The sequence below is a fragment of the Mesorhizobium sp. M5C.F.Ca.IN.020.29.1.1 genome, assembly GCF_003997375.1.
Classification (GTDB): domain Bacteria; phylum Pseudomonadota; class Alphaproteobacteria; order Rhizobiales; family Rhizobiaceae; genus Mesorhizobium; species Mesorhizobium wenxiniae.
Genome location: NZ_RZSW01000178.1, coordinates 1 through 10,905 on the forward strand (window position 1 = coordinate 1; position 10,905 = coordinate 10,905).

Annotated in this window: 9 protein-coding genes and 1 tRNA gene; 7 read left to right on the forward strand and 3 right to left on the reverse strand. The window is 63.4% G+C overall.

The window, feature by feature from the left end:
- From betI to betB, 5 genes are all read left to right on the forward strand, one after another.
- Positions 1–413: transcriptional regulator BetI (gene betI, locus EOA85_RS16055; protein WP_127210284.1), on the forward strand; the 413-nt coding region annotated here is incomplete at its 5' end.
- Positions 410–1,939, forward strand: a complete 1,530-nt coding sequence (betC, locus tag EOA85_RS16060; protein ID WP_065010402.1) for a choline-sulfatase — start codon at positions 410–412, stop codon at positions 1,937–1,939. The genes betI and betC, both read left to right, overlap by 4 nt.
- Positions 1,936–2,937, forward strand: coding sequence for a threonine/serine dehydratase (locus tag EOA85_RS16065; RefSeq protein WP_065010401.1), 1,002 nt, complete (start codon positions 1,936–1,938; stop codon positions 2,935–2,937). Before betC ends, EOA85_RS16065 begins: the two co-directional genes overlap by 4 nt.
- Positions 2,930–4,582 carry a choline dehydrogenase gene (gene betA, locus EOA85_RS16070; RefSeq protein WP_065010400.1) on the forward strand — a complete coding sequence of 551 codons (1,653 nt, stop codon included), beginning with the start codon at positions 2,930–2,932 and terminating at the stop codon, positions 4,580–4,582. Before EOA85_RS16065 ends, betA begins: the two co-directional genes overlap by 8 nt.
- A gap of 63 nt (positions 4,583–4,645) precedes the next feature.
- Positions 4,646–6,109 carry a betaine-aldehyde dehydrogenase gene (gene betB, locus EOA85_RS16075; RefSeq protein ID WP_065010399.1) on the forward strand — a complete coding sequence of 488 codons (1,464 nt, stop codon included), beginning with the start codon at positions 4,646–4,648 and terminating at the stop codon, positions 6,107–6,109.
- A gap of 9 nt (positions 6,110–6,118) precedes the next feature.
- Here betB and EOA85_RS16080 read toward each other — a convergent pair whose 3' ends face one another.
- Positions 6,119–7,030 (reverse strand): LysR family transcriptional regulator, encoded by a 912-nt coding sequence (locus EOA85_RS16080; protein ID WP_065010398.1) that lies wholly within the window; start codon positions 7,028–7,030, stop codon positions 6,119–6,121.
- 99 nt (positions 7,031–7,129) lie between these two features.
- Between EOA85_RS16080 and EOA85_RS16085 the strand changes: the two genes are divergently transcribed.
- A complete protein-coding gene (locus EOA85_RS16085; RefSeq protein WP_127210286.1) occupies positions 7,130–8,017 on the forward strand; it encodes an NmrA/HSCARG family protein in 888 nt (295 codons plus the stop codon).
- A 112-nt stretch (positions 8,018–8,129) separates the two neighbouring features.
- Here EOA85_RS16085 and EOA85_RS16090 read toward each other — a convergent pair whose 3' ends face one another.
- Positions 8,130–9,650 (reverse strand): phosphomannomutase/phosphoglucomutase, encoded by a 1,521-nt coding sequence (locus EOA85_RS16090; protein WP_127210288.1) that lies wholly within the window; start codon positions 9,648–9,650, stop codon positions 8,130–8,132.
- 203 nt (positions 9,651–9,853) lie between these two features.
- On the opposite strand from EOA85_RS16090, the gene EOA85_RS16095 reads away from it, so the two are divergent.
- Positions 9,854–9,930 (forward strand) — tRNA-Pro (locus tag EOA85_RS16095).
- Positions 9,931–9,973: 43 nt separating this feature from the next.
- On the opposite strand, the gene EOA85_RS16100 is transcribed toward EOA85_RS16095, so the two are convergent.
- Positions 9,974–10,798 carry a galactosyl transferase gene (locus tag EOA85_RS16100; protein WP_065010395.1) on the reverse strand — a complete coding sequence of 275 codons (825 nt, stop codon included), beginning with the start codon at positions 10,796–10,798 and terminating at the stop codon, positions 9,974–9,976.
- Positions 10,799–10,905: the final 107 nt, after the last annotated feature.

Sequence of the window (10,905 nt, forward strand, 5' to 3'; positions counted from 1 at the left end):
CAATGCGGCACATCCCGGCGGAGCTGACCGCCGATATGCGGCGCGCGCTTCGATCGGCCAGCACGGCGCGCGAGCGCGTTTCGGCGGTGGTCGCCGTCAATTTCTCTGACGTCCAGTTCCGCCCGGAAACGATCGCCGCCTGGCTCGCCTTCTATGTGGAGGCGCAGAAATCGTCAGCGCTGCGCCGGCTGCTCAAGGTCTATGCGCGGCGCCTGCATTCCAATCTGTTGAGCGGGCTGACCGGCATCCTGCCGAGAAGCGAAGCCGACCGGGTCGCCGAGGCGACAGCGGCGCTGATCGACGGGCTCTATATCAGGCGCGCGCTGAAGGACGGCGTGCCCAATGCCGTGACCGCGATCGCACTGATCGAGGACTATCTCGAAACGAAACTCAGCCGGCGGAGCGCACAGTGACGTCCAAGCGACCCAATTTCCTGATCGTCATGGTCGATCAGCTCAACGGCACATTGTTCCCGGATGGGCCGGCGGACTTCCTGCACGTGCCGCATTTGAAGGCATTGGCCGCCCGCTCGGCACGCTTTGCCAACAACTACACCGCCTCGCCGCTCTGCGCGCCGGGCCGCGCCTCGTTCATGAGCGGGCAGTTACCATCGCGCACCGGAGTCTACGACAATGCCGCCGAATTCGTCTCGTCGATCCCGACCTTCGCCCATCACCTGCGGGCAGCCGGTTACTACACCTGCCTGTCGGGCAAGATGCATTTCGTCGGGCCGGACCAGTTGCATGGCTTTGAGGAACGGCTGACCACCGACATCTATCCGGCCGATTTCGGTTGGACGCCGGATTATCGCAAGCCCGGCGAGCGGATCGACTGGTGGTATCATAATCTCGGCTCGGTGGCCGGCGCCGGCGTCGCCGAGATCACCAACCAGATGGAGTATGACGACGAGGTTGCCTTCCATGGGGTGCAGAAGCTTTATGATTTCGCCCGCGTCTCCGACGACGCTTCGCGCCGGCCATGGTGCCTGACCGTTTCCTTCACCCATCCGCACGACCCCTATGTCGCCCGGCGGCGCTATTGGGATCTCTACGAGGACTGCCCGGCGCTTGAGCCCAAGGTGGGCTTCATTCACTACGACAAGCAGGATCCGCATTCGCAGCGGCTCTACCGGGCCAGCGACTATGACAGCTTCAAGATCACGCCGGAGCAGATCCGCCGCGCGCGGCGCGGCTATTTCGCCAACATCTCCTATGTCGACGACAAGCTCGGCGAGCTTCTGGATGTTCTCAAGCGAACACGCATGCTCGACGATACCATCATCCTGTTCTGCTCGGATCACGGCGACATGGTCGGCGAGCGCGGCCTGTGGTTCAAGATGTGCTTTTTCGAGGGCTCGGCGCGGGTGCCGCTGATGATCGCCGGCAAGGGCGTACCAGCAGGACTGATCAAGGCCCCAGTCTCCAATCTCGACGTCACCCCGACGCTTTGCGACCTCGCCGGCATCGACATGAGCGCGATTGCGCCATGGACCGACGGCCAGTCGCTGCTGCCGCTGCTCGACAGCAAGACGCGCACCGCACCCGTGCTGATGGAATATGCGGCCGAAGGCTCCAACGCGCCGATGGTGGCGATCCGCGACGACCGATACAAATTCATCCATTGCGAGATCGATCCGCCGCAACTGTTTGATCTTGACTCGGATCCGCGGGAATTGACCAATCTCGCCGCCGACCCGGCTCATGCCCCCTTACTGGCTGCTTTCACCGAAAAGGTCCAGGCGCGCTGGGACATGGCCGCTTTCGACGCCGCCGTCCGGACCAGCCAGGCGCGCCGCTGGGTGGTCTATCCGGCGCTGCGCAACGGCACCCATTACCCCTGGGATTTCCAGCCGCTGCAGAAGGCATCTGAGCGCTACATGCGCAATCATATGAACCTCGACAATCTCGAAGAGAGCAAAAGGTATCCGCGAGGCGAATGATGACACCCCTTGTGCCCTCCCTAGATCATCTCAGGCAGGCCTATGCCGTCACCGCCAAGGCGACGCAGGTCACGCCATTGCTGGAATCGGCGGCGCTCGCCAGGGAGACCGGAGCTGCCCATGTTTTCGTCAAGCCGGAATCGCTCCAATGGGCGGGATCGTTCAAGGTGCGCGGCGCCTATTGGCGGCTGAAGCGGCTGTCGCCCGATGAAGCCAGGAAGGGCGTCGTCGCCTATTCCTCCGGCAATTTCGCACAAGGACTGGCCGCCGCCGGCCAGGCGCTGGGCATTCCGGTTACCATCGTCATGCCGATCGACGCGCCGGCCGCCAAGCGCGACGCAACGGCCGGCTATGGCGCGCGCGTGGTGCTGACCGACCATGGCGAACGCGCGCGTGAGGAGGTTGCCGCCGCCAAGGCGCGCGAGATCGCCGAGACCGAGGGGCTGGCGCTGCTGCATCCGTTCGACGACCCCGAGATCGTCGCCGGCCAGGCTGGTGCGGGGCTGGAGGCGCTCGAGCAACTCGATGCCAGGAATGCCAGCGCCGATCTGCTGTTCTGCGCGGTCGGCGGCGGCGGGCTGATCGGCGGCGTTTCGCTGGCTTTCCACTATCTGTCCCCGGCGACTGAGATCATCGGCGTCGAGCCGGAAGGTTTCAACGGCATGGGCGCGTCGCTGGCGAATGGCGCCATCGAGGCCATGCCGATCGGGCCGAAATCGATCTGCGACGGGCTGATGGCGCGAAAACCCGGCGACGCGCCGTTCGCAGCGGTCAGGACCGCGGGCGTTCGCGGCATCACCGTCGACGACCAATCGGTGCGCTGTGCGATGCGGATCGCCTTCGAGCGGATGAAGCTGGTGCTGGAACCTTCGGGCGCTGCATCGCTTGCGGCGCTGCTCGGCGGCAAGGTGGATGTGAGCGGCAAGACGGTGCTCGTGGTGGCAACCGGCGGCAATGTCTCGCTCACCGATTTCATGGCGCATATGAACCATGCTTGAGGCGGATTTCGTCATCATCGGCGCCGGCTCGGCCGGCTCGGCCATGGCCTACCGGCTGTCGGAAGACGGCAAATATTCGGTGATCGTCATCGAATTTGGCGGCAGCGACATCGGGCCGCTGATCCAGATGCCGTCGGCGCTGTCGATCCCGCTCAACATGAGCCTCTACGACTGGGGTTTTGCCAGCGAGCCGGAGCCGCATCTCGGCGGCCGCGTGCTGGCGACGCCGCGCGGCAAGGTCATCGGCGGCTCGTCCTCGATCAACGGCATGGTCTATGTGCGCGGCCACGCCCGCGACTTCGACCACTGGGCCGAACAGGGCGCGGCCGGCTGGGGGTTTGCCGACGTGCTCCCCTACTTCAAGCGCATGGAGGACGCCAACGGCGGTGAGAATGGCTGGCGCGGCCACGGCGGCCCGCTGACCGTGCAGCGCGGCTCAAGGACGAATCCACTCTACGGCGCCTTCGTCGAGGCAGGCCGTCAGGCCGGCTTCGAGCTGACCGACGATTACAACGGCGCGAAGCAGGAAGGCTTTGGGCCGATGGAACAGACCATCCGCGGCGGCCGCCGCTGGTCGGCGGCGAGCGCCTATCTCAGGCCGGCGCTCAGGCGGAAAAACGTTAGCCTGGTCAAGGGTTTCGCACGGCGGGTGATCGTCGAGAATCAACGCGCCACCGGAGTCGAGATCGAAACGCGCAAACGGATTCAGGTGGTCAAGGCGCGACGTGAAGTGATCGTTGCCGCCTCCTCGATCAATTCGCCCAAGATCCTGATGCTGTCCGGCATCGGCCCGGCCGAACATCTCAGGGAATACGGCATTCAGGTAATCGCCGACCGGCCCGGCGTCGGTCGCAACCTGCAGGACCATATGGAGCTCTACATCCAGCAGGAATCGACGCAGCCGATCACGCTGAATTCGGTGCTGAATCCCTTCTCCAAGGCAATGATCGGCGCGCAATGGCTGTTCTTCAAGTCGGGTCTCGGCGCAACCAACCATTTCGAGGCGGCCGCCTTCGTGCGCTCGCGCGCCGGCGTCGACTATCCCGATATCCAGTATCATTTCATCCCGGCGGCGGTCCGCTACGACGGCAGGGCGGCGGCGAAGGCGCACGGTTTCCAGGCGCATGTCGGGCCAATGCGATCGAAGTCGCGCGGTTCTGTCACGCTGCGCTCGCCAGATCCCAAGTCGAAGCCGGTGATCCGCTTCAACTACATGTCGCATCCGGACGACTGGACCGAGTTCCGCCACTGCATCCGGCTGACGCGCGAGATCTTCGGCCAGTCGGCATTCGACCCTTATCGCGGCAAAGAGATCTCGCCGGGCTCGCACGTTCAGTCAGACGACGATCTCGACGCCTTTATCCGCGATCACGCCGAAAGCGCCTATCACCCTTGCGGCACCTGCAAGATGGGCCGCAAGGATGATCCGATGAGCGTCGTCGATCCGGAATGCCGTGTCATCGGCGTCGAGGCGCTGCGGGTCGCCGATTCCTCGATCTTCCCGCGCGTCACCAACGGCAATCTCAACGCACCGTCAATCATGACCGGCGAGAAGGCCGCCGACCACATTCTTGGCCGCACGCCGCAGGCGCCGTCCAACCAGGAACCATGGATCAATCCGCGCTGGCAGGTGTCGGATAGATAGGCGATGATCCGGCGGACTGTCTGCCCGCCGGCCCCCGGCGAAAGACAATTTGGAGAAACTCTCATGCGCGCCCAGCCAAAGGCATCGCACTATGTCAACGGACGCTACATCGACGACGAGCAAGGTGTGCCGCTGCCGGTGATCTATCCGGCAACCGGCGAGACCATCGCGATGCTGCGTTCGGCGACGCCGAACGTGCTGGAACTCGCGATCGAAGCAGCGCGTGCAGCACAACCGGCCTGGGCGCGGCTGAAGCCGGTCGAGCGCGGGCGCATCCTGCGCCGCGCTGCCGACATATTGCGTGCGCGCAACGCCGACCTGGCGCGCATCGAGACGCTGGATACCGGTAAGGCAATCCAGGAGACTCTGGTGGCGGATGCGCCATCGGCAGCCGACTGCCTCGAATATTTCGGCGGCGCGGTCGCTGCTTATAATGGCGAGTCCTTCGATCTCGGCGGACCCTTTGCCTATACAAGGCGCGAGGCCCTCGGCGTCTGCGTCGGTATCGGCGCCTGGAACTACCCGATCCAGATCGCCGGCTGGAAATCGGCACCCGCGCTCGCCATGGGCAACGCCATGGTGTTCAAGCCGTCGGAGAACACGCCGCTGTCGGCGCTGGCGCTCGCCGAAATCTATACCGAAGCTGGGCTGCCCGACGGGCTGTTCAATGTCGTGCAAGGCTACGGCGATGTCGGCGCCGGCCTCGTCGGGCACGATGTCGTCGCCAAGGTCTCGGTGACCGGTTCGGTGCCGACCGGCCGCAAGGTGCTGTCGCTCGCCGGTTCGAAGATGAAGCATGCCACCATGGAGCTCGGCGGCAAGTCGCCGCTGATAGTCTTCGACGACGCCGATCTCGAAAACGCCATTGGCGGCGCCATGCTCGGCAATTTCTATTCGACCGGCCAGATCTGCTCCAACGGCACGCGGGTCTTCGTGCAGAAGGGTATCCACGACCGTTTCGTCGAACGGCTAGTCGAGCGGACCAAGAAGATCCGTATCGGTGATCCGCTCGACCAGGAGACGCAGATGGGGCCGCTTGTCTCCAAGGACCAGCATGAAAAGGTCATCGGCTATATCGAAGCCGGCAAGCAGGATGGCGCCGTGCTCGCCTGCGGCGGCAACGTGCCCTCGCTGCAGGGTTTCCAAGGCGGCTTCTTCGTCGAGCCGACGGTCTTCACCGGCGTCACCGACACGATGCGCATCGCCCGCGAGGAGATTTTCGGGCCTGTGATGAGCGTGCTGAAATTCGACGATGAGGACGAGGTGATCGATCGCGCCAACGACACCGAATTCGGCCTTGCCGCCGGCGTGTTCACGCGCGACTTGCGACGCGCCCACCGCGTCATCGCCGAGCTGCAGGCTGGCACCTGCTGGATCAACGCCTACAATCTGACCCCCGTCGAGATCCCGTTCGGCGGCTTCAAGCAGTCCGGTATCGGCCGCGAAAATTCGCTGGCGGCGCTGGCGCTCTATTCGCAGTTGAAGTCGGTCTATGTCGAGATCGGCGATGTGGCGAGCCCGTATTGAGGCTCGCGGCTACTGCTGGTCAGCCGCTGTATTTGCCCGACTGGAAATCCGGTCGGATGCAAGCACGATGAATGCCTTGACGAGGGGCGAGAGATGCCGGCTGCTCGGATATAGAACATGCAGCCCGCCGACCGGCGTCGTGTAGTCCCGGAGAACGCGGCTCAGCCGCCCTCCATTGATGAGGGGCTCGGCGATGCTGTGCGGCAATTGGGCGATGCCGAAGCCTGCGAGCGTGGCCGCAACGACCGCCTGCATTTCATTAGCGGCGAAGCGCCCGGCCACCGTGACCGTTTCCTGACCGTGTGGCCCGTCCAGCACCCAATGGGTGCCCGAGGTCGAAGGGCCTGCGATGACGCACTGGTGGTGTGCGAGATCCGCCAGGCATTCCGGCATCCCGCGCCTTGCGAGATAGTCCGGGCTGGCGCAGAGCAGCCTGTGCGTGGAGCCGAGCTTGCGGGCGATCAGCGTCGAATCCTGAAGAACCCCGGTGCGGAAAGCGAGGTCTATGCCGTCCTCGACCAGGTTGAGCTTGTCGTCAGTCAGGCGAAGTTCGACTTTGGTCTTCGGATACATTGCCAGAAAGTCGACCACAGCAGCTGTGAGGAAATGACCCCCGAAGCCAACGGGCGCCGAGATGCGAATTGTGCCCGATGGCTCCGCCCTCGCTTCCGCGAGGCGCAGATTTGCTTCCTCGATCGTCCGCAGGGCCTGGCTGCTCTGCTCGTAATAGAGACGCCCGGCATCCGTCACGTTGAGGCTGCGCGTCGTGCGCTGCAGCAGGCGAACCCCAACCTCACGCTCGAGCGCGGCAACGCGTCGACTGACCGTCGTCTTGGGCATGGCAAGCAGCCGCGCAGCAGCGGTGAAGCTGCCAGCTTCGACGACGCGAGCGAACACCACGATATCATTAAGATCGAGCATTGTATCCTTGCATGGCACAAAGTTTTCCAATTGTAGGCAATTATGCATCAATGTGACAAACCCTAATTTTGCTCCATCGGAAAAAGAAGGAGCAAACACATGACCACCAAACGAAGCGTTCTGGTGACCGGTGCCACAGGCCAGCAAGGCGGCGCAGTTGCGCGTGCCTTGCTGTCGAGTGGGCACCGCGTCAAGGCACTAACGCGCAGGCCGGACAGCGATGCTGCGCGGCAATTGGCGTCGGCAGGCGTCGAGATCGTGGCCAGCGATCTTGGCGATACGGCCTCCGTTGTGAAGGCAGCAAAAGACGTCGATACCATGTTCCTGATGGGCAACAGCTACGAGGCTGGCATAGCACAGGAAACCCGCCAGGGGATCCTTGCCGCCGACGCGGCGAAGGCTGCCGGCGTCGGGCATTTGATCTATTCATCCGTTGCCGACGCCGACAAGAACACCGGTATTCCGCATTTCGAGAGCAAATATCTTGTCGAGCAACATGTCGCCGGGCTCGGCATCCCCTACACGATCAGCGCGCCGGTCGCCTTCATGGAGAATATCGTCGCGCCGTGGTCGATCGGCGCGCTCATCCAAGGCACGCATGCCTTTGCGATGCCTGCCAAACGTGTCCTCCAGCTGGTCGCACTTGCCGATATCGGAGCCTTCGTTGCCGCCCTGGTCGAGCGGCGCGAGCGCGTGTTCGGCAAGCGCTTCGATTTCGCCGGGAGCGAATTGTCCGGCGAAGACCAGGCCAAGATCCTTTCGCAGTCCATCGGCCGCCCGATCAACTATCAGGCAATTCCAATCGCGGTGGCCCGCCAACAAAGCGAAGATACGGCGCTGATGTTCGAGTGGTTCGACCGCGTCGGCTATGACGTCGATATCGCGGCTTTACACCGAGATTTCCCGGAGGTCCGCTGGCACAGTTTTGCCGACTGGGCGCGGGAGTTCGACTGGCGTGCCGTTGAGCGGGCTTATTCCGCTGCCTGAGTTCCTGTAGAGATCATCGGCCGATGAAAACCTGGGGGAGCGGACCAGCTGCAACCGGAAACCCGTGATCCGCTTCCCCATCGTGGCCTTTCTCGCGCCGAAATGAAAGGACCTAGAACGTCTGGTTGTAGGCGCCGACCTCAGGGCTGCGGCGCAGCACCGCATCGACGCCTTCGAACATCTGCCGGCGCCGCTCGGGCGACACCGGGCTCTCTACCACCACGACCAGCTCTGGCTTGTTCGACGACGCCCGCACCAGGCCCCAGGTGCCGTCCTCGGCAACGACGCGAACGCCATTGACGGTGATCAGATCGGCGATCTTCTGGCCGGCGAAGACAGTGCCATCCTGCTTCATTGCCTGAAAGTCGGAAACGACTCGCTCGACCACGCCGTATTTCAGCTCGTCGGCGCAGTGCGGCGACATGGTCGGCGTGCCGAAGGTCAGCGGCAGGGCGCGATAGAGATCGGCCATGCTGCTGGTCGGGCTGCGATCCAGCATCTGGCAGATGGCGATAGCCGTGATGAGACCATCGTCATAGCCGCGCCCGATCGGCGGATTGAAGAAGAAATGACCGGATTTCTCGAACCCGGCGACGGCGCCGAGCTCGGCCACGCGCCGTTTTATGTAGGAGTGGCCGGTCTTCCAATAGTCGGTGACGGCGCCATCGGCACGCAGGGCGGCGTCGGTGTTGAACAATCCGGTCGACTTGACGTCGACGACGAAGGTCGAGCCGGGATACAGTCGCGCGATGTCGCGGGCGAGCATGACGCCGACCTTGTCGGCGAAGATCTCGTTGCCTTCGTTGTCGACCACGCCGCAGCGGTCGCCATCGCCGTCGAAGCCAAGCCCGACGTCGGCTCCCGTTTCCAGCACCTTGTCGCGGATGGCGTGCAGCATCTTCATGTCTTCGGGATTTGGATTATAGTTCGGAAACGTATGATCGAGCTCGACATCGAGCGGAATCACCTCGCAGCCGATCCGTTCCAGCGCTTCCGGTGCAAAGGCGCCGGCGGTGCCGTTGCCGCAGGCGGCGACCACCTTGAGCTTTCTCGCTATGCGCTTGTCCCGGGTCAGGTCGTCCAGATAGGTTTTGCGGAAATCCGCAACGAAGTCATAGCAGCCGCCGCCGACAAGGTCGAAGTCGCCGGCAAGGACGATCGTCTTCAATGCGCTCATTTCCTCCGGACCGAAGGTCAAGGGGCGCGCCGCCCCCATCTTGACGCCGCTCCAGCCGTTTTCGTTGTGAGAAGCGGTGACCATGGCCACGGACGGCGTATCGAGCGCGAACTGGGCGAAATAGGCCATCGGCGACAGCGCCAGCCCGATATCCTTAACTCGCGCGCCGGCGGCCATCAGCCCGGAAACCAGCGCCAGCTTGATCGCAAGCGAATAGGAGCGGAAATCATGACCGGTCACGATGTCCGGGCCGGCGCCCAGGCGCCGGATCAGCGTGCCGAGCCCCATGCCCAGCGCCTGGACACCGATCAGGTTAAGCTCAGGCGGCTCCGCAGAGCCAGGATGGCCGAACCACCAGCGCGCATCATACTCACGAAAGCCGGACGCCTTGATCAGCGCCGAGGTTTCAAACTCGAAGGTGTTGGGACGGGCTTCGCTAACGATCTTCAGGGGCAAGACAGCAACTCCAAGCGGCTGGAATCAGGGTGTTTCGAGGCGGGTGGCCGATACCTATTACACGAGCCTTTATGCAGTGTTTATCGCGCAGGAAACTGAAACCTGTATGACCTTAAGGCGAAAGCGGAAGAAATGCGACAGAAGCGCCGCCATTGGCGCTTGCAGGAACGAAGTGCCACGGCTATAAGCCCGCGGTCTGGTCACGGAGTGTAGCGCAGCCTGGTAGCGCACATCGTTCGGGACGATGGGGTCGCAGGTTCAAATCCTGCCACTCCGACCAGAAGCTCCTCTCCTCTCCCATCAAGTTGGCCTGCCCGGGGTGATCATGTATCCCGGCGAACAGCGGTTTTGCCGAAGAACTCGCGTTTCGCGGCCTCACCGACCAGCCGCAGCCGTGAGGCATTGCGAAGTAGTCGCCTGGGTCGTTTGAGCGCGCCCCAGTTCAGGAAATACTTGGCCATGATACCGGGCGTCCTGCTGTGCGAGCCGGCATGGGCGACGCGATAGACGGCGCCGCGAAACGGCAGCGTCGCCAGAGGCGTACCGCGCTCGGCCAGAATGTCTGCAATCCGGATATGACTGCCGAGCATCGACTTCATCCAGTCGGGAGAGGCATCCCCGTAACGGTCGGGCAGACCATAGAGGTCCGACCGGATTATCAATGACGTCCCGCAAAGATGGTTAAAGTCGTCATAGCCGAGCAGGAGCTTGCCGCCGTCGTCCCAGACATAGCCGCGGTCGATGGTCCATCCGTTTGCGTTTCGGTTCTCCGACACGTGCTGGACAAGGCGGGCGCTCACGAAATCGTCGTCGTCGACGATCATGAAGAAGCGGCTGTCGCGTGCCCGCAGCATGCCCTTCAGCACGCGGCGGCCCTTGTCGACGCGGAAGGCGTCGTAGAAGTCCTCCTTGCTCGCCCCACCGCGCTCATGCGCATCGTTTGGCGGAAAGGTCACGCGTTCGACACTGAAGCGCTCGGGGAGATTTGGCAGATCGGCGCCCTCGTTTGCGACGATGATGCCCCGCCAGTCGTCGTTGGTCTGGCTCGATATCGAGCGAACCGTCTGGGCGAGATTCGCCTTGAGCCTGCTCCAGTCGCGCGCATTGTCCTGGTGGCGCACGGGAATGATGAAGGTGACGAGTGTCATCTCAACCTCAGCAAATGTCTTCTGCGTGCCAAAGATCAGGCGGCGACAGCGGCTGCCTGCCGCGCCCAGCCGATCCCGTCGTCGAGCGAGGTCGCCTTGTAGGAAAG

Bases quoted from the DNA above. Each gene is read 5' to 3' on its own strand.
- EOA85_RS16065 (WP_065010401.1), top strand. From the start codon at position 1,936: ATGATGACACCCCTTGTGCCCTCCCTAGATCATCTCAGGCAGGCCTAT.
- betA (WP_065010400.1), top strand. From the start codon at position 2,930: ATGCTTGAGGCGGATTTCGTCATCATCGGCGCCGGCTCGGCCGGCTCG.
- betB (WP_065010399.1), top strand. From the start codon at position 4,646: ATGCGCGCCCAGCCAAAGGCATCGCACTATGTCAACGGACGCTACATC.
- EOA85_RS16080 (WP_065010398.1), bottom strand. From the start codon at position 7,030: ATGCTCGATCTTAATGATATCGTGGTGTTCGCTCGCGTCGTCGAAGCT.
- EOA85_RS16085 (WP_127210286.1), top strand. From the start codon at position 7,130: ATGACCACCAAACGAAGCGTTCTGGTGACCGGTGCCACAGGCCAGCAA.
- EOA85_RS16100 (WP_065010395.1), bottom strand. From the start codon at position 10,798: ATGACACTCGTCACCTTCATCATTCCCGTGCGCCACCAGGACAATGCG.